Annotated in this window: 19 protein-coding genes and 1 pseudogene; 10 read left to right on the forward strand and 10 right to left on the reverse strand. The window is 71.0% G+C overall.

Features of this window, described 5'->3' with window-relative positions:
• Positions 1-182 precede the first annotated feature (182 nt).
• Both AB0K28_RS03005 and AB0K28_RS03010 read left to right on the forward strand, forming a co-directional pair.
• Positions 183-1,205 (forward strand): polyprenyl synthetase family protein, encoded by a 1,023-nt coding sequence (locus tag AB0K28_RS03005; protein ID WP_364364361.1) that lies wholly within the window; start codon positions 183-185, stop codon positions 1,203-1,205.
• A 64-nt stretch (positions 1,206-1,269) separates the two neighbouring features.
• Positions 1,270-2,199: an aldo/keto reductase gene (locus AB0K28_RS03010; protein ID WP_364364364.1), complete on the forward strand. Its 930-nt coding sequence runs from the start codon at positions 1,270-1,272 to the stop codon at positions 2,197-2,199.
• Positions 2,200-2,289: 90 nt separating this feature from the next.
• Here AB0K28_RS03010 and AB0K28_RS03015 read toward each other — a convergent pair.
• Positions 2,290-2,628, reverse strand: a pseudogene (locus AB0K28_RS03015) (STAS domain-containing protein); the annotation flags it as partial.
• Between the two features lie 144 nt (positions 2,629-2,772).
• Between AB0K28_RS03015 and AB0K28_RS03020 the strand changes: the two are divergent.
• A complete protein-coding gene (locus AB0K28_RS03020) occupies positions 2,773-3,240 on the forward strand; it encodes a helix-turn-helix transcriptional regulator (protein ID WP_345386780.1) in 468 nt (155 codons plus the stop codon).
• Here the strand turns inward: AB0K28_RS03020 and AB0K28_RS03025 are convergent.
• The gene (locus AB0K28_RS03025) at positions 3,226-4,719 is read right to left on the reverse strand and encodes an MFS transporter (RefSeq protein ID WP_364364367.1); all 1,494 of its coding nucleotides are present in this window, start codon (positions 4,717-4,719) and stop codon (positions 3,226-3,228) included. The genes AB0K28_RS03020 and AB0K28_RS03025 overlap by 15 nt on opposite strands.
• Positions 4,716-5,321, reverse strand: a complete 606-nt coding sequence (locus AB0K28_RS03030) for a helix-turn-helix domain-containing protein (protein ID WP_364364370.1) — start codon at positions 5,319-5,321, stop codon at positions 4,716-4,718. The genes AB0K28_RS03025 and AB0K28_RS03030 overlap by 4 nt, the downstream gene beginning before the upstream one ends.
• A gap of 148 nt (positions 5,322-5,469) precedes the next feature.
• Between AB0K28_RS03030 and AB0K28_RS03035 the strand changes: the two genes are divergently transcribed.
• Positions 5,470-6,015, forward strand: coding sequence for a helix-turn-helix domain-containing protein (locus tag AB0K28_RS03035; protein ID WP_364364373.1), 546 nt, complete (start codon positions 5,470-5,472; stop codon positions 6,013-6,015).
• Here AB0K28_RS03035 and AB0K28_RS03040 read toward each other — a convergent pair.
• Both AB0K28_RS03040 and AB0K28_RS03045 read right to left on the reverse strand, forming a co-directional pair.
• Positions 5,953-7,674 (reverse strand): wax ester/triacylglycerol synthase domain-containing protein, encoded by a 1,722-nt coding sequence (locus AB0K28_RS03040; RefSeq protein ID WP_364364376.1) that lies wholly within the window; start codon positions 7,672-7,674, stop codon positions 5,953-5,955. The genes AB0K28_RS03035 and AB0K28_RS03040 overlap by 63 nt on opposite strands.
• A 146-nt stretch (positions 7,675-7,820) precedes the next feature.
• Complete coding sequence (locus tag AB0K28_RS03045) at positions 7,821-8,867, reverse strand: sulfite oxidase (RefSeq protein ID WP_364364379.1); 1,047 nt, start codon at positions 8,865-8,867, stop codon at positions 7,821-7,823.
• 569 nt (positions 8,868-9,436) lie between these two features.
• Here AB0K28_RS03045 and AB0K28_RS03050 point away from each other — a divergent pair.
• A complete protein-coding gene (locus AB0K28_RS03050) occupies positions 9,437-9,859 on the forward strand; it encodes a YkvA family protein (protein WP_364364381.1) in 423 nt (140 codons plus the stop codon).
• Positions 9,860-10,149: 290 nt separating this feature from the next.
• Here AB0K28_RS03050 and polX read toward each other — a convergent pair whose 3' ends face one another.
• Positions 10,150-11,829 carry a DNA polymerase/3'-5' exonuclease PolX gene (gene polX, locus AB0K28_RS03055; protein ID WP_364364384.1) on the reverse strand — a complete coding sequence of 560 codons (1,680 nt, stop codon included), beginning with the start codon at positions 11,827-11,829 and terminating at the stop codon, positions 10,150-10,152.
• 66 nt (positions 11,830-11,895) lie between these two features.
• On the reverse strand, positions 11,896-12,864 hold the full coding sequence (locus tag AB0K28_RS03060) for an aldo/keto reductase (protein ID WP_364364387.1): 969 nt from the start codon (positions 12,862-12,864) through the stop codon (positions 11,896-11,898).
• Positions 12,865-12,908: 44 nt separating this feature from the next.
• On the opposite strand from AB0K28_RS03060, the gene AB0K28_RS03065 reads away from it, so the two are divergent.
• On the forward strand, positions 12,909-13,397 hold the full coding sequence (locus AB0K28_RS03065) for a carboxymuconolactone decarboxylase family protein (protein WP_345386757.1): 489 nt from the start codon (positions 12,909-12,911) through the stop codon (positions 13,395-13,397).
• Here the strand turns inward: AB0K28_RS03065 and AB0K28_RS03070 are convergent.
• The gene (locus AB0K28_RS03070; protein WP_345386755.1) at positions 13,375-14,412 is read right to left on the reverse strand and encodes a zinc-dependent alcohol dehydrogenase family protein; all 1,038 of its coding nucleotides are present in this window, start codon (positions 14,410-14,412) and stop codon (positions 13,375-13,377) included. The two genes, AB0K28_RS03065 and AB0K28_RS03070, sit on opposite strands and share 23 nt — an antisense overlap.
• A gap of 145 nt (positions 14,413-14,557) precedes the next feature.
• On the opposite strand from AB0K28_RS03070, the gene AB0K28_RS03075 reads away from it, so the two are divergent.
• Both AB0K28_RS03075 and AB0K28_RS03080 read left to right on the forward strand, forming a co-directional pair.
• The gene (locus AB0K28_RS03075; RefSeq protein WP_364364390.1) at positions 14,558-15,955 is read left to right on the forward strand and encodes a glutamate--cysteine ligase; all 1,398 of its coding nucleotides are present in this window, start codon (positions 14,558-14,560) and stop codon (positions 15,953-15,955) included.
• Positions 15,956-16,132: 177 nt separating this feature from the next.
• Positions 16,133-17,047, forward strand: coding sequence for a hypothetical protein (locus AB0K28_RS03080; RefSeq protein WP_364364393.1), 915 nt, complete (start codon positions 16,133-16,135; stop codon positions 17,045-17,047).
• Here the strand turns inward: AB0K28_RS03080 and AB0K28_RS03085 are convergent.
• The gene (locus AB0K28_RS03085) at positions 17,042-17,770 is read right to left on the reverse strand and encodes a PaaX family transcriptional regulator C-terminal domain-containing protein (RefSeq protein ID WP_364364396.1); all 729 of its coding nucleotides are present in this window, start codon (positions 17,768-17,770) and stop codon (positions 17,042-17,044) included. The two genes, AB0K28_RS03080 and AB0K28_RS03085, sit on opposite strands and share 6 nt — an antisense overlap.
• A gap of 31 nt (positions 17,771-17,801) precedes the next feature.
• Between AB0K28_RS03085 and AB0K28_RS03090 the strand changes: the two genes are divergently transcribed.
• Positions 17,802-19,463: an acyl-CoA dehydrogenase family protein gene (locus AB0K28_RS03090; RefSeq protein WP_364364399.1), complete on the forward strand. Its 1,662-nt coding sequence runs from the start codon at positions 17,802-17,804 to the stop codon at positions 19,461-19,463.
• Positions 19,464-19,475: 12 nt separating this feature from the next.
• Here AB0K28_RS03090 and AB0K28_RS03095 read toward each other — a convergent pair whose 3' ends face one another.
• Positions 19,476-20,438: a hypothetical protein gene (locus AB0K28_RS03095; RefSeq protein WP_364364524.1), complete on the reverse strand. Its 963-nt coding sequence runs from the start codon at positions 20,436-20,438 to the stop codon at positions 19,476-19,478.
• A 224-nt stretch (positions 20,439-20,662) separates the two neighbouring features.
• On the opposite strand from AB0K28_RS03095, the gene ligD reads away from it, so the two are divergent.
• Positions 20,663-21,862, forward strand: coding sequence for a non-homologous end-joining DNA ligase (ligD, locus tag AB0K28_RS03100; RefSeq protein ID WP_364364402.1), 1,200 nt, complete (start codon positions 20,663-20,665; stop codon positions 21,860-21,862).
• Positions 21,863-21,938: the final 76 nt, after the last annotated feature.

Here is a 21,938-nt window from a genome sequence, read left to right on the forward strand (position 1 = left end):
TCCTGGGTGCGATCGTGTGCGCCACCCCGGGGCCGCCTGTGCCGGCGGTGCTCGGGACGCGGGTCAGCTCTGTGGACCTCTGTCTCACATAAGGGACATGTAATGACAGATGTCAAATCCACAGTGGAGTATCACATGCTTCTGCATGGATTTTCAAGATCAACCGGAGGTAGGAGCACCCGATGAACGTCAGCCGGCCGGGCGTTCTGCCGCAGGGCGCCGACTCCCTGGCGCGCTACCGGAGTCTGCTCGAACCCGCACTGCGCGAGGCCGTCGGGGCGCTGCACCCCTGGGGTGCCAGCATGGCCGCGTTCACGCTGGGCTGGTCGGACGTGGACGGCAGCCCGCGGCAGGGCGGCGTCGGCAAGGGCGTCAGGCCCGCCCTGGTCATGCTCAGCGCCGAGGCGGTCGGCGGCAGCGCCGAGTCCGCGCTGCCCGGCGCCGTCGCGGTGGAGCTGGTGCACGCCTTCTCCCTGGCGCACGACGACATCATCGACCGCGACGAGCTGCGCAGGCACCGGGCCGCGCTGTGGAAGGCGTACGGCGTGGGGCCCGCGCTGCTCACCGGCGACGCGCTGCTGGCGCTGGCCGTCGGCCAGCTCGCCGGACGCCCCGAGGCGATGCCCTACCTGTCGGCGGCCCTGATGGAGCTGGTCCAGGGGCAGACCGCCGACATGGCCTTCGAGAACCGGCCGTGGCGCGGGCCCGGCGAGGTCACCGTGGACGAGTACGCCGAGATGGCGGCGGGCAAGACCGGCGGCCTGCTCGGCGCCGCCGCCGCGGCCGGCGTGGCCCTGGGCGGCGCGCCCGAGCTGGCCGGGCGCATGTGGGACATGGGACGCGACCTCGGCGTCGCCTTCCAGATCGCCGACGACATCCTCGGCATCTGGGGCGACCCGCGCCTGACCGGCAAGCCCGTCCACAGCGACCTGCGGCGCGAGAAGAAGACCCTGCCCGTGCTCGCCGCGCTCGCCGGCGGCGGTCCCGCCGCCCGCGAGCTGTCCGACCTGCTCGTCTCCGGCGTGGACGGCGAGGAGTCCGTACGGCACGCCGCCCACCTGGTGGAGGCGGCCGGCGGCCGGGCCGGCGCCGAGGACCTGGCCCAGCGGTACGTCACCGCCGCGCTCGGCGTGCTGGACGAGTGCCTGCCGGACGCCGCGGACCTGCGCGCCCTGTGCGGCTCCCTGGTGCACCGGGCCAGCTGATCGGCCTCGATCGGGTCAGGGGGCGGGGCGTTCCGCCTGGATGCGGCCTGGCGATAATGGCGGGATGAGATCCATCGGCAATTCCGACCTGTCCGTTTTCCCGATTTCGCTCGGCACGAACGTGTTCGGCTGGACGGCGGACAAGGAGACCTCGTTCGCGGTGCTGGACGCGTACGTCGAGGGCGGCGGCAACTTCCTCGACACCGCCGACGTCTATCCGGCCTGGGAGACGGGGGAGTCCACGTCCGAGATCATCATCGGGGAGTGGCTGGCCGCGCGCGGCAACCGGGAGTCCGTCGTGCTCGCCACCAAGGTCGGCATGCTGGAGGGGCGCAAGGGCCTGGCCGAGGGCACGATCAGGGCGGCGGTCGAGGACTCGCTGCGGCGGCTGCGTACGGACTACATCGACCTCTACTGGGCGCACGTCGACGACCAGGAGACGCCGCTGGCGGAGACCCTGGGCGCCTTCGACGCGCTGGTCCGCGAGGGCAAGGTCCGTCACGTCGGGGCGTCCAACTACACCGCTCCCCGGCTGGCCGAGGCGCTCAAGATCTCCGACGAGGAGGGCCTGGCCAGGTACGTGGCGCTGCAGCAGCCGTACAACCTGGTCGAGCGCGGCTACGAGGGCGAGCTGCGGGACGTCGTGGCCCGCGAGGGGCTGTCGAGCACCCCGTACGCGGGGCTCGCCCGCGGCTTCCTGACCGGCAAGTACGCGCCGGGCGTCACCGTGGACAGCCCCCGCGCACCGAGGGCGGCCGAGTATCTGGACACCCCGCGCGGGCCCAGGACGCTGGAGGCCCTGACCCGGGTGGCGGAGGGTCGCGACGCGGCGCCCGCGACGATCGCGCTGGCCTGGCTGGCCGCCCAGCCGACGGTGGCGGCGCCGATCGCCAGCGCGCGCACCGTCGAGCAGTTGCGGCCTCTGCTGGCGGCGGCAGGGACGACGCTGACCGCCGAGGAGCTCACGCTCCTGGACGAGGCCTCGCGTCCCTGACCGCCCGCCCGCTCAGGACAGGCCGTGCTCCCCGCACCAGGCCTCGACGCCGCCGGCCTCGCCCTCGACGACCTGCTTCCAGTGCGGGTCGGCGGTGATCGCCTCGCTGACGGAGGAGTGGGAGGCGAAGACGGCGGTGAGCCCGGTGATGCGGAAGATCTTGGAGATGCGCTCGGTGGTCATCACCAGCGCCAGCGAGCCGTCCAGCGTGCGCAGCCGCTTCAGGCCGCCGACCAGCACGCCGAGGCCGGTCGAGTCGAGGAACTCCACCGTGCTCAGGTCGGCGACGATGTGCACGACGCCCTGGCCCGCGAGGTTGACCACCTGCTCCCGCAGCTTCGGAGCGGTGAACACGTCGACCTCACCGGCGATCTTGAGCACGGCACAGTCGCCGACCGGTCCTACCACCTCGATGCGGATGTCTTGCATGTCGCGCCTCACCATCGGCCGTATCAGTCGGCCTGTCATCGGCAACATTGACGGGGAACTCTGTACATTGACAGTACTGCCGCGATCGCCCCACCGTCAACGCTTGACTGTCGGTGTCATCGTGCAGAATGACACCTCGAAGGGGTGATCACATTGCGGGTCGAAGAGGCCATCGGCCACCAGATCGCACGCCTGCGGGCCGAGCGCGGCATGTCACTGACCGAGCTGGGCGAGGCGCTGGGCCGCTACCTCGACCGACCCTGGAGCCGCCAGGCCGTTCACCAGGCCGAGCGCGGTCAGCGCTCCTTCACCGCCGCCGAGCTGACCGCGCTCGCGCTCGTCCTCGACACCTCCGTCCCGGTCCTGTTCCGCGCCGAGAACGACCGCATCGAGCTGCCCGGCGGCGCTGTGTCCCCTGAGGACTACCGCGGCGTCCTGCTCAACCGGGAGCCCGACATGCCGCTCGACGGCGTCGAAGAGCTGATCATCGCCCTCCACGACATCGGCGAGGTGCTCTCCCGCCCCGCCCTCGCCCGCCTCGCCCGCATCGGCCGCGTAGCCGACCAGGTGGCCGGCCCCGACTCCACCCCTGACGGCTCAGTGACCGGCTGACACGTCCAGGTGGCGGGGGGTGAGGAGCCAGACCGCCAGCGTGCCCGCCAGCATCAGCACGGCGCCCGCCGCGCTCGTCACCACCAGCGACTCGGTGAACGCCGCCCGCGCCTGCTCGGCCAGCGCCGCGCCCGCCGCGCCCAGTTCGCCGGCCACGCCCAGCGCCCCGCCCAGCGACTCCCTGGCCGCGGCGCCGGCCCCGCCGAGCGCGGGCGCGTCGAGCCCCGTCCGGTAGACGGCCGCCGCGACGCTGCCCAGGACGGCCACCCCGAGCGCGCCGCCCACCTCGTAGCTGGTCTCCTCGATGGCCGCCGCACTGCCCGACTTCGCGGGCGGCGAGCCCGACATGATGGCCGCCGAGGCGATGGCGAGGGAGCCGTTCCCGAGGCCGATCAGCGCCAGCGCCACCGCGACCGGCCAGTAGCCGAGCGGGCTCGGCGCCGCGTACAGCAGCAGAAACGCCAGCCCGGTCAGCGCCAGCCCGCCCGCCAGCACGGTACGCGCCCCCACCCGTCCCGCCAGCGAGGGCGCCAGCGGCGAGGCGACGACGGCGGCGAGTGCGGCGGGCAGCAGCCGTACGCCGGTCTCCAGCGGCCCGTACCCCTGCACGAGCTGCATCCACTGGGCGAGCAGCAGCAACACGGCCGCCATCGCGATGGACGTGGTCAGCGCCGTCACGACACCGGCCGAGAAGGGCGCGCTGCGAAACAGCCGCAGCTCAAGCAGCGGGTCGGGCCGCCGCAGGCAGCGCAGAGCGAACCACCCGAGCGTCACCGCCGCGACCACGCTCGCCCCCAGGGCGGCGGGCGAGGCGAGCCCGTCCTTGCCGAACGTCTTGACCGCGTACACCAGCGCCACCATGCCCGCCATCGACAGCACCGTGGCCAGCGCGTCCCACCGGCCGGGGGCGGGGTTCGCCGACTCGGGCAGCAGGAACACCCCGGCGCCGATCGCGGCGGCCATGACCGGCACGTTCACCAGGAACGCGGCCTGCCAGCCGAAGTGCTCGAGCAGCAGCCCGCCGACGATCGGGCCGAGCGCGGCGCCGGTCGCGGCCATCGCCGCCCAGACGCCCAGTGCCCTCGCACGCTCGCCCGGGTCGGTGAACAGGTGCCTGATCAGCGAGAGCGTGGACGGCATGATCATCGCGCCGCCGACGCCGAGCAGCGCCCGTACGGCGATCACCTCCGTCGCGCCGCCGGCGACGGTGACCGCCAGCGACGCCAGCCCGAACGCCGCGAACCCGGCCAGCAGCATGCGCTTGCGCCCCCACCGGTCGCCCAGCGCGCTCGCCGTGACGAGCAGTCCGGACAGCACCAGCGAGTACGCGTCTACCATCCACAAGAGCTGCACCGAGTCCGGCCGCAGCTCCTCGGAGATGGCGGGCAGCGCCACGTTGAGCACGGTCATGTCCATGACGACCATCAGCACGGACGCCGACAGCACGACCAGCGCGGCCCACCGCCGCCCCCGGCTCATCCCCGGCCACCTTCCGCCCGCTCACCCTCGCCCCCGCGGCCGCCCGCACCGGTGCCGTGCAGGAACGTGGTCTGCAGCAGGCGGTGCACGTCGCGCCGGGCCACGTCGCCGTGGCGCAGGCTCTCGCGTACGGTCACCATCAGCCCGAACACCGTGTTGCTCACCCAGCGCACGGGCAGGTCGGCGCGGAGCACCCCGGCGCGCTGGGCGGCGGCGTAGAACGCCAGCTCACGTTCCTCCAGCGCGTCGGCGCGCCGCCGCAACTCGGGCTCGATGAGGAGGGTGTAGTCGGTGAGGCCGAAGCCGTACTCGTCGGCGATCTCGACCATGCCGGCGACCAGCGCTTCCAGGGCCCCGGCGAGCGCGCCGGGGTCCTGCGAGCCGGTCGCCGCGACCAGCCCGCAGCGCTCCTGGACGTGCTCCCACTGGTCGTGGGCGCGGTGCGCGAGCGCCAGCATCAGCTCCTCGCGGCTGCTGAAGTGGCGGTGCAGAGTCGCCCTGCTGACACCGACGGCCTCGGCGAGCTGGGCCATGGAGGCGATCGGGTTCTCGTTGAGGTGTTGGATGGCGGCCTTCATGATCTGGTCGCGTGTCACAGCCATGGTGAAGCACCCGAGTTTCATGTGAGACATATTTGTCTCAAACGCTACACGACAGTGTCGTGTGCCGCGTACCGAGTGACACGCGCGACACCCCTCCCGCCCCGACGGCATGGCGCGGCACTTCCGCCCCGCATTAGGGTGCTGAGCTGTGGTGATCGGTGACGTCCGCACGCGCATCCTGGACGCGGCGGAGGAACTGTTCGCGGGCCGCGGTTACGAGGCGACCACGACCGCGGTCATAGCGAAACTTGCGAAAGTGCCCAAGCGGCTGATTGCTCAACACTTCCCCGACAAGATCGACCTGCTGGTCGCTCTCGTCAACGAACGCGCCGTCATCGAGGAGGGCCGCGAGGTCGACGCCGTGCCGGGCGACCTGGCCGGCACCCTCGCCCGGCTCGCCCGCGCCCTGCCCCTGCGGGCCTCACCGGCCATGCGGCGCATCCTGTTCCGCGAGGCCGACACCCACCGTTCGGTCAACGAACGGCTCGGGCGGCTCAACGGCGAGCTCGTCAGGCGGGCCAGGTTCGCGCTGGAGCTGGCCACGCCCGGGGCGCGCGGCGACGCGGCCAGGCTGGAGGTGGCGGCGGCCATGTTCGCCGCCGCCCTGCTCTACCAGGAGAACCTGTGCCAGCTAACCGGCCACCAGATCGACCCCGACGCCGTCGCGGAACTCATCGCCCACTCGCTCGTCTGACAGCTCGTCCAGCGCCGTGCGCAGGTGGCCGAGCAGGCTCCACACGTCGTCCACCCGCTCGGGGCAGGCGACGATGCCGAAGTCGAGCATGCCGTCGTACGAGAAGCAGGTGATCGTCAGGCCGCCGCTGACGTCGGTCAGCACCGACAGCGGGTAGTACGACAGCACGCGGCCACCGCACAGGTACAGCGGGAACTGCGGGCCGGGCACGTTGCTGACGATCAGGTTGACCGGCGGGAAGGCCATGCCCGCCAGCCGGAAGATGGCGGGCGTGGCCAGGCTGGTGACCGGGGCGGGCAGCAGCGAGCACAGCTCGCTCGGCCACGTCGCCGGCGCCAGCGCGAACCTGCGCTTGGCCCGGCCCATCACCGCGCCCATGACCCGCAGGCGCTCCTTCGGGTCGGGGACGTTCGTCGGCACGGGCGCGACCATGGCCGAGATCTGGTTGCCGACGAGGTCCTTGCCGCCCGGCCTGCGCACCGCGACGGGCACCGCCACGATCAGCGGCTCGTCGGGCAGCGCGTCCCGCTCCCGCAGCCACGAGCGCAGCGCGGACGCGCACAGCGTCATCACCACGTCGTTGACGCTGATGCCGTTGGCCTTGGCGACCTGCTTGATGTCCTTGAGCGGCAGCGACCCGAACGACAGGTGCCGGCGCGCGCTGATCGGCCCGTTGAACGGCGTCCGCGGCACCGCGAGGCTGGGCAACTCCGGCCGATGCTGCCTGTCCCCACGGACGGCCCGCGCCGCCCTGGCGATCAGCCTCGCCCCGGGCAGCCCGGCGGCCAGCGGAATCGCATCAAGATCCGCCACCGCCCTCATCGCGGACCGAGCAGCCCGCAACGGCTGCGTAGCCCCATGCAGGACGGCCGAAGCCAACATCCCCACCAGCCCCGGCTTCGCCCCGCCCCCTCCTCCCGCCACAGCGGTGCCCCCCACCCCGGCCTCCGGCTCAGCGCCCGTGACGGTTACGACCCCCACGCCCGTCCCCGCCTTCGGCGTCGCGGCCCGCTCGGGACGCGCGCCTGCCTCCGGTACGGCGTTCGTTTCCGGTGCTGCACCTGCCTCCGGGCACAGGCCCGCCTCTGTCGCCACCCCCGCCTCCGCCCTCTGGCGTCGACCCGTTCGTGGGGCGGGAGTGGTCGAGGGGTGGCCTTTTGCAGTGCCGTTCGGGGGGAGGTGGCCGTCTGGGGTGAGGTCGAGGAGGGCGGCGAGGGTCTCGGCGCCGGAGACGCCGTCGATGGCCGCGTGATGCACCTTCGTGTAGACCGCGACCCGTCCGCCCCGCAGACCCTTGATCAGGTGCATCTCCCACAGCGGTCGCGTGCGGTCGAGCCGTCGGGCGTGGATCTCGGCGACCGCCTCGGCGAGCCGGCGGTCGTCGCCCGGCGCGGGCAGGGTCAGCTCGAAGAGATGGTGGTCGATGTCGAACGCGAGGTCGGCGACCCAGTAAGGGTGGTCGAGCCCCAGCGGCACCTCCGCCAGGCGCAGGCTGAGCGCGGGGGAGAGGTGCAGGCGTGCCAGCAGCAGCGCCGCCAGCGAGTCGCGGTCAACTGCCCCGTCCGCCGGGTCGAGCACCGCCAGCCCCGCCACGTGCGCGACGGTGGTGGCCGTCTCCACATGGAGGAACTGCGCGTCGAGTGCGCTCAGCTGACGCATCGGCTCTCCTTTTCCCTGGGATGCGGGCAGCATCACATGACGGAATTTCTGGAAGGTTTCCCGCCGAGTCCTCCAGATGAATTCGGCCGCGCCGGACCCGGCCTTTCCCGTAATCAAGGACGAGGCCGGGGATCGTTGCCTTTTCCCTAGTCGAGGACGACGTGCACGGGATGGCGCACGACAGCGTCGAAGTGATAGCCGAAGGGGTGACGGGGCCGAGTCAGCGGCTGCGTGGCGCCGGTCTCGTCGGTGGCGCGGGCCATCAGCAGGCGGGTGCCGGTGTGCCGGGGCGTCCACTCCACGTGCCACGGCAGCCAGGCTTTCGCCAGGTGGTGGCCATGGTGCTCGGCCACGCGCCAGGTGAGGCCGCCGTCCATGCTCACCTCGACGCGCACGATCCTGCCCTGCCCCGACCATGACCGCCCGCGCAGGGTCCGCGTCCCCGACAGCGGCACCCGCGCATTCCACGCGAGCTCGAAAGCACTCTTCACCGGCTGCGTGGTGACGTCCGGGTAAAAAACGGTGTTCCACGGAGTGAAGAGCGGAACGGTGGAAACTTCCAGCTCCCTGAGCCATTTGATGGACGCGATTCCCACCCATCCCGGCACCACCAGCCGCACCGGAAATCCATGGTCGGGAGGAAGCGGCACGCCGTTCATTTCGTAGGCCACGAGCACGTCGTCCATGGCCTTGTCGATGGGCAGCGGCCGGCGTACGTGGCCGTGCTCCTCGAACGGCGCGTCGAGCCCGATCGCCAGCACGTCCACCGCCTCGGGCAGCACGCCGACCTCCTCGAGCAGCTGCTTCAGCGGCACCCCGCGCCAGCGCGCCACCCCGATCCCGCCGAGGCCCCACTGGGTGCCGGGGGCGCCGTCGTGCTGCTGCGTCCGGTAGAAGCGCCGCCCGTTGCCGGCGCACTCCAGCGCCACGTCGTACGTACGGGACGGCATGGCCCGCAGCTCGTCATAGGTGAACTCCCGTGGCCGCCGCACTCCCGGGCCGTGCACCTGTAGCCGCCAGGTGGTGACGTCGATGAGGGGGGTGGAGGTGTGGTTGCGGACGAAGAACCGGTCGTTCGGCGTGTGGTAGCCCAGCCCGGCCATGGCCTCCCACCGCATCTCGGCGCTGTTGCCGTGCACCCGGAACAGGTGGTCGGGCAGCGGCTTGATGATCGGCGCCGTGGCTTGCCTCATGCAGCATCACCTCGTTGTGACTATTTCCTACCTGGAAACCATTTAATCTCCTGCGGCTGACTCCGCGCGCCCTTCCTTGCCGAAATCTGCCCCACCTGGACCGGAACGTTCCACACCCGAACACCTACCCGCCCCCACATCTCCCACCAACCCTCACTGACAGGGACCTTCGTCTGATGCGCCGCCGATGCGTAACAACTGCACCGTAAGGGGTGGCCGTGGCGTTGGGGGGAGGGTGAGGGACTCGTGTCATGTGCCGCCGATGCGTAACGACTGCAGCGTAAGGGGTGGCCGTGTTGTCGGGGGAGGGTGAGGGACTCTCGCGTGATGTGCCGCCGATGCGTGACGGCGGGAGCGTGAGGGACCCTCGTCTGATGTGCCGCCGATGCGTAACGGTTGCACCGTGAAGGGCGGCCGTGTCACCGGGGGAGTGGAAGGGACTCTCGTCAGCGTGATGGGTGGCCGTGACGCCGATGGGAAGGTGCGGCACCCTCGCCTGAGTTGCCGTCGATGCGTGGCGGCTCCACCGTTAGGAAGCCGGGTTGGTGAGCGGAAGGTGCTGAGCGGGCGTGAGCGAGGCGTGGTGGGAGCTGCTCCTAGGGGTGGTGGTCGCTGTGGTGGTTTCGTGGGCGGCGCTTGTGGTGGCGCTCGCCGTCTTCCGGCCGCGCGGCGGGCTGCTGCGGGAGTCGTTGCGGCTGCTGCCCGACATGTTGCGGCTTGTACGCCGCCTGGCCGCCGATCGGGATCTGCCCCGCGGCGTACGGGTGCGGCTCTGGCTGCTGGTGGCGTACCTGGCGGTGCCGATCGACCTGATCCCGGACTTCATCCCCGTCCTCGGGTACGCCGACGACGCCATCATTGTCGCGGCCGTCCTGCGTTCGGTGGTGCGCCGGGCCGGCCTCGACGCGGTGAGAAGTCATTGGCCCGGCAACCCGGACGGCTTCACCGCGCTCGCCCGCCTCACCGGCCTCCCGGCCGAGCGACCCCGGTAGCGACCCCGGTAGCGACCTCGGTAGCGAACCCGATAGCGAAAGGGTCAGCCGCGCCAGGGCTGGAGGCGGACGCGCCGCACCCACAGGCCCTGTGCTCACCCTCCTTTGAGCCGCACCAGTGCTCGGGCCCGCGCCCTACTGCGGCGCAGGCGCAGCACCCCAGTGCTCGGACCCTCGCCCAGCGCGGCGCAGGCGCAGGCGGCGCGGACGGGCTCCTTGGACGGCGGCAGCACCGCCCGTTTGTCGTACTTCGTGCCGGGCCTCTCGTACGGACGGGAGCCGGTCGTGTGTCACCGGCCCAGGAAGGTGAGCAGGCGATCGAGGGGCCAGGTGTTGATGACGTCGTCCGTGGTCAGCCAGGCCCGCTGCGCGATGCCGACTCCGAACCGCTGATGGGCCAGGTGCGGGATGGCATGGGAGTCGCTGTCGATGGAGAACTTCACCCCGTGGTGCCGGGCCAGCCGCACCAGGTCGGACGGCAGGTCGGAGCGGTCGGGGTAGGAGTCGATCTCCATGGCGGTGCCGGTGCGCGCGGCGGCGCGGAAGACGGCGTCCCAGTCGGCGTCGACGGCGGGCCGCTTGCCGATCTTGCGCGTGGTGGGATGGCCGATGATGTCGACATAAGGGTTTTCGCAGGCCGCGATGAACCGCCGGGTCATCTCGTCGCGCGACATCGTGAAGTGGGAGTGCACCGAGGCCACGCACACGTCGAACTCCCGCAGGATCTCCCCGGGCCAGTCGACCGAGCCGTCGGGCGCGATGTTGAGCTCGGTGCCGTGGAGCAGCCGCATGTCCGGATAGCGGGCCTGCAGCTCGGCCACCCGCCCCCGCTGCTCCAGTGCCTTGTCCAGGGTCATGCGCTGCATCGCGAGGTCGGGCGCGTGGTCGGTGACGGCGTAGTAGGAGTAGCCGCGGGCGTGACCGGCGGCCACCATGTCCTCCAGGCTCGCGATGCCGTCGGTGAGGTCGGTGTGGGTGTGCAGGTCGCCCTTGAGGTCGCCCAGCTCGACCAGCACCGGCAGCTCGCCCGCCAGCGCCGCCTTGACCTCGCCGCCGTCCTCGCGCAGCGGTGGCGGCACGTAGTGCATGCCGAGGGCGTGGTAGATGTCCTCCTCGGACTCGGCGGCGATCACGCGGTCGCCCTCGAACAGCCCGTATTCGGACAGCTTCCAGCCCTTCTTCACCGCCATCTCGCGGATGGCGACGTTGTGCTCCTTGGAGCCGGTGAAGTATTGCAGCGCCGCACCCCACGACCCGGCCGGCACCACGCGCAGGTCGACCTGGATGCCGGCGGTGGTGCGGATGGAGGTCTTCTTGTCGCCGGCGGCGATGACCTCGGCGACGTAGGGCTGGGCGCGGAAGTCGTCCATGATGGACTCGGGCGCGACGGCGAGGATGTCGATGTCGCCGATGGTGTCCTTCATGCGCCGCAGCGACCCGGCGTAGGTGATGCGCTCGGCCTTGAGCGACCCCATGACCTGCTCGGCCAGGGCCATCGCGATGCCGATGTGCACCCGGCGGCCCGACTGCTCGAGCTGCTCGACGCCCTTGAGCAGGTTGGCCAGCGTCTTGGGGCCGAGGCCCTTGACGCCGTCGAGGCGGCCCGAGGTGATGGCCTCGCTCAGGGCCACCGTGGAGTCGATGCCGAAGTCCTCGTACAGCATGATCGCGGTCTTGGGGCCAAGCGAGGGCACCTTGGTCAGCCGCCGCACGCCGTCGGGGACACGCCCGCGCAGGTCGTCGAGCTGGCGGAAGCTCCCGCGCTGCAGGAACTCCTCCATCTTCTTCGCGATCGCCTCGCCGACCCCGGGGACCGAGCGCACGTCGACGATCGAGATGTCCTCGGGGAAGCCCGCGATGGCCTTGGCCGCCTTCTGGTAACTGCGCACCCTGAAGGCGTCGCCGCCGGTGAGCGCGAACAGCTCCGCGTATTCCTGCAGCGCCGCCGCAGCCTCCTCGTTTGCCCGCATGCCCATACCTTAGGACCTCGCTCCGACAATCTCGCGCGCCCGCGAGCGAGGCCCCGGGGCAGGTGGCTAGAAGCGGACCTCGCGCGGCCGGTACGGCTGCTCCAGGAAGGCCGCCTCGTCGTCCGACAGCGTCACCGAGACGGCGGCCAGCGCGTCGTCGATGTGCTGTTCCTTCGTGGCGCCGACGATGGGCGCGGTGATCTCCGAGCGCCGCAGCACCCAGGCCAGCGCGAGCTGCGCGGCGGGCACGCCGCGGTCGGCGGCGAGCTGCGCGACCCTGTCGATGACGAGCTTGTCGTTCTCGGGGTCGTACAGGGACGCGATGCGCTGATCGGAGCCGGCTCTGGCGGTCTCGGTGGACGAGCCGGCCCTGGCCAGCACGCCGCGCGCCAGCGGGCTCCACGGGATGACGCCCACGCCCTGGTCGGCGCAGAGCGGCAGCATCTCGCGCTCCTCCTCGCGGTAGAGGAGGTTGTAGTGGTTCTGCATGGAGACGAACCGCGCCCAGCCGTTGACGGAGGCCACGTGCTGGGCCTTCGCGAACTGCCAGGCCCACATGCTGGAGGCGCCGATGTAGCGGGCCTTGCCCGCCCTGACGACGTCGTTCAGCGCCTCCATGGTCTCCTCGATGGGCGTCTCGGGGTCCCAGCGGTGGATCTGGTAGAGGTCCACGTAGTCGGTGCCGAGGCGGCGCAGCGAGGCGTCGATGCCGTCGAGGATGTGCTTGCGTGACAGGCCGCGGTCGTTGGGGCCGTCGCCCACCTGCGAGTACACCTTGGTCGCCAGCACGTAGTCCTCCCGCCGGGGGGAGATCGCGCGCAGCGCCTTGCCGGTCACGACCTCGCTCTCGCCGGCGCTGTAGACGTCGGCGGTGTCGAAGAAGTTCACGCCGCCGTCGACCGCCCTGCGGATGAGCGGTTCGGCCTGGTCGAGCGGCAACGTCCAGGCCAGTTTGGCGGGATCGCCGTAGCTCATCATGCCGAGGCACACCTGGGAGACCTTCAGGCCTGTGTTACCAAGTCGCACATAGTCCATGAATCTCACCCTATGTCGGGCTGAGTGAGGGCATGTCTATCGGCATGAGACCTCGAGTGCGGCCGCTGCCACCCGACGAGTGGGACGACTTCACGAAGGCGAACCCGTACAACGTGTTCGCCACCCTCGCCCGCCACCCCGGCCTCTACCGCGCCTGGTTACGCTTCGGCGGCGCGCTGCTGGACGGCGCGCTTCCCGCCCGCGACCGCGAGCTGGCCATCCTGCGCACCGCCCACCACTGCCACAGCGCCTACGAGTGGGCTCAGCACGTCCGCCTGGCCCGCCAGGCGGGGCTCACCGACCAGGAGATCGACTCCGTGCGCCGCCCCGACGCGCTCTGGCCGGTCGAGGACCTGCTCGTGCTGCAGGTGGCCGACGACCTGCACTACGCGGGCGATCTGACCGACGCGACCTGGGCGGCGCTGTGCGACCGCTATGACGAGCCGGCCAGGATCGAGCTGGTCATGCTGGTCGCCCACTACCGCATGCTGGCGCTGGTGCTCAGGACCTTCAGGGTGCAGATCGAGGAGTGATCATCGTGACGCCCGGCACCGAGCCCATGGAGGCCAGCGCCTTGCCGGCGTCGGCGAGCCCGATCGTGCGGGTGACGAGCTGGTCGGGGTGCAGGACGCCGGCCCTGATCATCTCCAGCATCGGCGGGTAGGCGTGGGCGGCCATGCCGTGGCTGCCGAGCAGCCGCAGCTCGTGGGCGATCACCCGGCCCATGGGGATCGGTGTCGGCCCGCCGGGCAGCAGCCCGACCTGGACGTGGCGGCCGCGGCGGCGCAGGCTCTCGACGGAGGCCGCGCACGTCTGGGGGCTGCCCAGCGCGTCGAGCGAGACGTGCGCCCCGCCCCTGGTCAGCTCCCTGACCTGGGCGGCGGCGTCGCCGTCCGAGCCGTTGACGAAGTGGGTGGCGCCGGCCAGCTCGGCCAGGTGCAGCGCGTCGGTGCTGATGTCGACCGCGACGACCCTGGCGCCGGCCGCCGTAGCGATCATGATGGCCGACAGGCCGACGCCGCCGCAGCCGTGCACGGCCACCCACTCGCCGGGACGTACCTCGCCGACCTGGGCCACCGCGCGGAACGCGGTGGCGAACCTGCAGCCCAGCCCGGCCGCGGTGGCGTAGGCCATGTCCTCGGGTACGGCGACCAGGTTGACGTCGGCGTGGTCGATGGCGACGTACTCGGCGAAGGAGCCCCAATGGGTGAAGCCCGGCTGTGTCTGCCGCTCGCAGACCTGCTGGTCGCCGGTCGCGCAGGCGGCGCAGGAGCCGCAGGCGCAGATGAACGGCACCGTGACCCGCGCCCCAGGCCGCCAGCCGCGCACGTCGGAGCCGACCGCCTCGACCACGCCCGCCAGCTCGTGGCCCGGCACGTGGGGCAGGACCTTGATGTCGGGGTCGTGCCCCTGCCAGCCGTGCCAGTCGGACCGGCACAGGCCCGTCGCCTCGACTCTGATCACCGCTCCGTGTGGGGCGGGGGAAGGGTCGGGCAGCTCACGTACGTCGAGCTCACCACCGAAGATGTCAAAGGCAACCGCGCGCATCTCATGAGCTTAGAGCGCGTCGCCGCAGGTCGCGCAAGGCCCAGGGGGACAGAGGACGGATCCGTACAGGGTCGCAGATCCTGCCCTTGACCTGGACGTTCACCGGAAAACGTGTTAACGGCGGCTTCCTGGACAGAAGACGGCGATGGGAAAGGATCTCGACAAGGAACGATTTACCGAGGCGGAGTTCACCCGCTTCGGCGAGCGTTGCGAGCAGCAGCTCGGCGTCCTGCGCGAGCTGCTCGCCACCCCCGGCTTCGGCGAGGGCCCGATCACGATCGGGGCCGAGCTGGAGCTCTTCCTGATCGACGAGGAAGGACGGCCGCTGCCGCGCAACAGCCAGGTGCGCGACGCTCTCGACGACCCCCGCGTGGTGCTGGAGCTGGGCCGCTACAACATAGAGGTCAACCTGACCCCGACGCCGCTGGCGGGCCGGCCGTTCGAGGCCATGGGCGCGGAGGTGCAGGAGACGATCACCAAGGTCGACGGCGCGGTGACCGGCGGCGGCGCGCTGCCCATCGGCATCCTGCCGACGCTCGACACCGAGGACTTCACGCTGGGCGCGATGAGCGACCAGAACCGCTACCGCGCCATGAGCAGAGGGCTGCGGCGGCTGCGGCTCGAACCGTTCCTGGTCAAGATCGACGACCTGGAACTCTCCGTCGAGGACGTGATCCTGGAGAGCGCCAACACCTCCTGGCAGGTGCACATCCGCACCCCGCCGGAGCGCTTCGCCCGGCTGTTCAACGCGGCGCAGCTCGCGATCGGGCCGGTGCTCGCGGCGTGCGGCAACTCGCCGTTCTTCCTGGGCCGCGAGCTGTGGGAGGAGACGCGGATCGCGCTCATGGAGGAGGCCGCGGACGACCGTGACGTGCAGCGGCCCGAGCGCAGGGACGGGCGGGTGACGTTCGGCTCCGACTGGGTGCGCGAGGGCGCGCACGAGCTGTTCGAGCGGTACGTACGCGACTACGACCCCATCGTGCCCGACCTCACCGAGGACGCGGACCCGCACGAGGTGCCCGAACTGCGGCTGCACCAGGGCACGATCTGGCAGTGGAACCGCCCCGTCTACGACCCCGCGGACGGCGGTCACCTGCGCATCGAGATGCGCGCCCTGCCCGCCGGGCCCTCCTGCGCCGACATGGCCGCCAACACGGCGTTCCTGCTGGGGCTGACGTTGTCGCAGGCCGAGCGGGACCTGACCGGCTACCGCTTCGCGCAGGCGTACCAGAACTTCTACCGCGCGGCCATGGACGGGCTGGACGCCAAGCTGTCCTGGCCCGGCAGGGAGAGCGAGCACCAGGCCGCTGAGCTGGTGCTGTCGCTGCTGCCCGAGGCACGGGAGGGGCTGCTGAAGGCGGGGGTGACGCCGTCCGACGCGGACCGGTCCCTTGACGTGATCGCGCAGCGCACCCGGCTGCGGCGTACCGGGTCGGTGTGGCAGCGGGAGGCGCTCGCGCGCTTCGGCGGCGACCGGCGGCGCATGGTGCGGCGGTATCGCGAGCTGGCTCTGTCGGGGACGCCCGTGCATTTGTGGAAGTGACGGCAAACCATATTTCCCGCCCATCCGTCAAACTGGTCAAGAGACGGAAAAGGTGAGGAAGTTATGGCGGCATCGGGGATGGTATCCACCGATACAGCGCCTTTTGCGCTGAATCGGGCCACGGGCGATCTGGCGGAAGGAGCGGACAAACTCGCCGGAGAAATCGGCAGCACCGCCGTGGAGGCGGTGCTCGCCAACGCCAACAGGACAGGGCGGAACAAGGGCGCGGCGGCCGCGATGGGCTCGATGAAGCCCAGGCCGGACATCTGGTACGCCTTCGACGACAAGGACCAGGACACCGCCGACTGGTACCCCCAGGGCCTGACCGGCAGCGACGACTCGGGGAACATCGGCGTCCCGGCCTTCATGGTCAGCTGGTACTTCCGGCCGACGGCCGGCGAGCGGGGCATCAGGGTGTCGTTCCTCAGCCCCCAGACGCTCAAATATCAGCACGCGCTGCTGGTGCTGGCCAAGCCCGACGGGTCGTATGGGCCGATCAACATCCACGCGGGCGGCGTCGCCTGCTTCGGCGACCTGCTCTATGTCGCCGACACCACGCGCGGCCTGCGCGTCTTCGACCTCAACAAGGTGCTCGACCTGCGCACGGCGCAGAAGGACCTCGGCGACGGCAACCGCGTCGGGCGGCACGGCGGCAAGCTGCACGCCTTCGGCTACCGCTACGTCATCCCCCAGACCGACTTCTGGCGGGTCGCCACGGCGGGGCCGCGCTTCTCGTACGTCGCGATCGACCGCAGCGGCGACACCCCCAGGCTCGTCACCGGCGAATACCGCGACCCCGGCACGGACGGGTGGGTCGCGCGGTGGCCGCTCGACCTGCAGGGCGGGACTCCCGAGGACGCCTACGTCACCGGGTACGCCAAGATCCAGGGCGCGGTGTCGTACGACGGGAAGTGGTACCTCAGCCAGGCCGTCAACTCCACCACCAACGGCAGGCTGCGGGTCTTCGACGGCGACACGGCGACGACCAGGCCGTTCCCCATCGGGCCCGAGGACCTCACCGTGCAGGGCGGCAAGCTGTGGAGCGTCACCGAGTTCCGGGGCAAGCGCACGGTCTTCGGCGTGCCCCTATAGCCGCAGGTGCTCCTGCAGGATCTCCCGGTAGCGCCGGTCGAAGTCGTCGTAGCGGGCCCGCAGCCCGGCGCCCGGCCAGCCGGCCGGCAGCAGCTCGTCCGGCAGCAGCGGATCGGCCAGCAGATGGCGCAGCACCGCGGCCGAGACCAGGAAGCCATCGGCCAGGTCGCCGCTGGCGAGCGCACGGTCGAGCGCACGCTCCAGCCGCGCCGCCTCCGCCGTCCAGCCGTCGAGGTCCCACAGCAGGGGAGTGGGGTCGTCGTGCGGGCGGCCGTCGATGAGCGTGCACTGCGCGGTGACGATCTCGGGCCAGTCGCGCACCAGGTTCGCCGGCCGCAGCCAGGTGCCCTCGCGCAGCTCCGCCAGGCGCAGCGCGGTCATCGTGTGACGGAACGCGGCCCGGTCGGCGGGTGCGCGGCGCTCGGCGGTGACCACGACCACCTCCCACGTGCCGTCCCACGGCCTGACGTGCGGGTCACGGCTCTCGTCCTGCCTGGCCTGGCGCTCGACCAGGCGCTGCGACAGCGCGTACGCGCCGCCCTCCTGCACCAGATCGCCCGCCGCGACCATGCGCGACAGGGCCACCCTGACGGTGCCCTCCGCGATGCCGAACAGCGCCCCGATGCGCACCAGGTGGCGGGCCGGCAGGCGGGGCGGGTGGCTGCCGAGCAGCGCGCTCAGCACCGCCGACCGGGCGCTCAACGTTCCATTACGCTCTTCCATCGCGTGTCGAGTATATGTAACACTCGCGGGTATGGGCCGGTACCTCGTCGAGCCGTTCGACCACAGCGACCGTTACGCCACCGAGCGCTACCAGGGCGCGGAAGGCCGCAACTGGTGGCGCTGCGATCCCACGCTGCAACTGCTCATGCGCCGCCGGCTGGGTGACGGCTACGCCTGGGCCGAGCCGCACCTCGACCGGCTGGGCGCGCTGATGGGCGGGCTCGTCGCGCGCTCCGCCGAGGAGACCGATCGCAACCCGCCGCGGCTGGAGAAGTACGACAAGTGGGGCAGGGACGTCAGCCAGGTCGTCATGCCGCCGTCCTTCCACGCCGCCCGCGACGCGCTCATGGCCGACAACTTCACCTCGCCCGCCTTCGCCGAGCAGGCCAGGGCCCATGGGGCCGACCCGGCCGCGCTGGGGGCCGCGTGGACGTACCTGCTCGATCAGGCCGACATCGGGATGGGCTGCGCGCTCGGCACCGGCGGGGACATGGTGGTCTCGCTCGCCGAGAAGCACGCGCCGGCGGACGTACGCGACCGCGTCAGGGAGATCTTCGCCAACGGCTTCTACTCCGGCGAGGCCGCTCAGATGTTCACCGAGCGGACCGGCGGCTCCGACCTCGCCGCGCTGGAGACCGCCGCCACGCCCGCCGGGGACGCGTGGCTGCTGACCGGGCTGAAGTGGTTCGCCTCGAATGCCAACGGCTCCGCCTTCGTCGTGCTCGCCCGCCTGCCCGAGGGGGCGGTGGCGCCGTTCCTGGTGCTGTGGGAGCGGCGGGACGGCAGCCGCAACGGCGTACGGATCCGGCGGCTCAAGGACAAGCTCGGCACCCGGTCGGTGGCGTCGGCCGAGGTCGAGTTCACCGGCGCGGAAGCCTTCCTGCTCGCCGGCCCAGGCTCCGGCTCCGGATCGGGGCTCGGCACGATGATGAAGCTCACGAACGCCTCCCGCCTCGGCGTCGCCATGATGGGCGTCGGCGTGGCCAGGCGGGCGCTCGTCGAGTCGATCTGCTACGCCGCCGCCCGCGAGGCGTTCGGCCGGCCGCTCATCGAGCAGCCTCTGATGCGCCGCAAGCTCGGCGAGCTCATCGTCGAGATCGAGGCCGCGCAGGCGATGGTCTTCGACGGCCACACCGGGCCCCGGCTGCGGCTCGGGCCCGCCCTCATCAAGCTGCGCGCCTCCCGGCTCGGCGTCACCGCCGCCAGCGACGCGATCGAGGTGCACGGCGGCAACGGCTACATCGAGCAGTGGCCCGTCGCCCGGCTGCTGCGCGACGCCCAGGTCAACCCGATCTGGGAGGGCGGCGACAACATCCTCTGCCTCGACGTGCGCAGGGCCATGGAGAAGGAGCAGGCCCACCTGCCCTTCCTCGCCCACCTGCGAACGCTCGCCACCTCCGACCTCGTCCGCACCCGCATCGAGGACCTCGCCAAGGCCGTCGAAGCCTGGTCGTCCCTCGACCGCGCCACCGCCGAGGCGAGGTTGTACCCCCTGGCTCAGTTCATGGCCGACGTCTACGCCGCCGCCCTCCTGGAGGACCAGGCCGGCTGGGGCCTGGACGACGACCGCAAGGCCCTGGTCGCCCGCCTCTACGCGGAGACGCACCTCACCGACCCCGGCCCCCTCCGCGGCCTCGACCGCCCCGCCACCGACCCTTTCGACACGTTGCTGGCAGGCGCCGTCACCCTCTGAGCCCCCTACGGGTCAGAACGTCTTCTCACCGTCCTCGTCGAACAGCGCGTCGGCGGCGGGGGTGGTGTAGGAGCGGTTGAGCCAGGTCTCGAGCTGCATCGGGTCGGTGCAGGAGGAGATGCGCTCGCGAACGTCGTCGGGGACGTCGAGTTGCCGGAAGGCCAGCGTCGTCAGGATGGCCTTCGCCAGTCCCTCTGCCTTGCCCTCTGCCTTGCCTTCTGCCTTGCCTATGGCCTCGCCCTCCGCCTTTCCGCGCCCGTAGTGTTCCTTTGCGAAGGGGCTGAAAACCGGCCAGTAAGTGGACGACATGCTGATCTCCTTCAAGAGTCGCCGGGTCTCAGGCGTGGACATGTTGTATGCGTACTCATAGTACTTCGGACGGTGCTCGAACGGACTGTCGCGGATCGCTTCGGCGAACGTCTCGACGACCTTCCGATTTCGGCCGTGCATCATGACGGACAGGGTCGCGAGCTCTAGATGATCGGCTGCCAGTTTTGAGTCGATAATGGGTGGAATGTCGTCGGGTCCCAGAACCTGTGCCTGGAGGCGATAGCCCGTAAGTCCGGATTCTATCGGCGCGGCGTAGTGTGCCGCGTCTTTCCGATTTGGGCAGATTACGAGAACGGTCACGTCGCACTGTTGCATCAGCCACAGCGCAGCGGCATAGCGGGCCAGCTGTTTCGGCTCTTTGGAGCGATCGAACTGGGCCTCGACGATGATGGCGTGAAAGGCGTGATCCGGTGCGCCCATCATGAGGACCAGATCGGCCGATATGTCGTCGGAGCGGCGGGTGCTGAAGGAAGGATTCTCCACTCGAATGAGGGGAGTCTCTGGAAGCTTGGCGCCCTTGAGGGTGCCCAGCAGTTCCACTGCGAGGGCTGGGCGTTCGGTCATCATTTTGACGAGAGCGTCATGGTTGGCTGACGGCATGGCACCATCTTTGCACCAAGAGCCGGCAAAGTGATGGCCATTCATCTTCACTCGCTGGAGTTTTTTTATCAGTCCAACAGAAGTCTGGGTGACATTTCTGGATTATTGGGTAACGGCCGTGAATTTCGTTGCTACTCGGGGCAGGGTGGGGGCGTACGCTCGGGGCGTTCTCCGAGGAGTCCGCACGCTTGGCCGCCACGGCGCCTTCCCCTCCTGAGACCGGGTTCCGCCTTCCGGGGGTTGTCGGTGGTGGCGCGTATCGTGATCGTATGGCTGACATCGAGGTCGCCGGGCGTGAGGTCCGCATCACCAGCCCCGACAAGGTGGTCTTTCCGCGGTCCGGGCACACCAAGCTCGACCTGGTCCGCTACTACCGGACCGTCGGTGAGGCGGCGTTGCGGGGCGTCCACGGGCGGCCGATGGTGCTCAAGCGGTTCGTGCGCGGCATCGAGGAGGAGGCGTTCTTCCAGAAGCGGGCCCCGGCCAAGCGGCCCGACTGGATCGAGGTGGCGGAGCTAAAATACCGCTCGGGGCTGAGCGCCGAGGAGGTCGTCTGCACCGACCTCGCGCAGCTCCTGTGGGTGATCAACCTGGGCTGCGTCGATCTCAACCCCCATCCCGTACGCTCCGACGACCTGTCACGGCCCGACGAGCTGCGCATCGACCTCGACCCCGTGCCGGGCGTCCCGTGGGGGGACGTGCTGGCCACGGCGCAGGTGGCGCGGGAGGTGCTGGCCGACCACGGCCTGGTCGCCTGGCCCAAGACGTCGGGCTCGCGCGGCTTCCACGTCTATGCCCGGATAGAGCGGCGGTGGCCGTTCTCGAAGGTGCGCAAGGCGGCCGAGACGGTGGCCAGAGAGGTCGAGCGGCGCGCCCCCGACCTGGCGACCAGCCGGTGGTGGAAGGAGGAGCGCCACGGGGTGTTCGTCGACTTCAACCAGAACGCCTACGACCGTACGGTGGCCTCCGCCTACTCCGTGCGCGCGGTCGAGGACGCCCGGGTGTCCACGCCGCTGACCTGGGACGAGGTGCCTGACTGCCATCCTGAGGCGTACACGATCGAGACCGTCCCCGCGCGGCTGGCCGAGCGCGGCGACCCGTGGGAGGACATCGACCTGCATCCCGGCTCCCTCGACGGCCTGCTTGAGCTGGCCGAGGAGCTGGGTCCCGCACCCAAGGCGCCCAAGGGCACCGGGCGCAGGCGGCAGACCAAGCCGCTGATCGAGATCGCCAGGGCCGAGCACAAGGACGAGGCGATGGCCGGGTTCGAGCGGTGGAAGGGCCGCCATCCCGAGGTCGCGGCCCGGCTCGAGCCCGCCGACGTGCTGGTCGACGGCATGCGGGGGCGCAGCAGCGTGTGGTACCGCATCCGGGTCAACCTGCAGCACGTCCCCGAGGACGAGCGGCCCCCGCAGGAGCCGCTCGAGGTCGACTACGACCCCTGGCACCCCTCAGGCTCGCCCGACTGACGGCCGGCGGCCAAGGCCCTCGCCCGGAGCGGGGTGGGCCGATCGGCTGCTCAAGGCCCTGGCATGAGCCCATCGG

Source organism: Nonomuraea sp. NPDC049504, from assembly GCF_040676845.1.
In the GTDB taxonomy this organism is placed as follows: Bacteria; Actinomycetota; Actinomycetes; order Streptosporangiales; family Streptosporangiaceae; genus Nonomuraea; species Nonomuraea salmonea.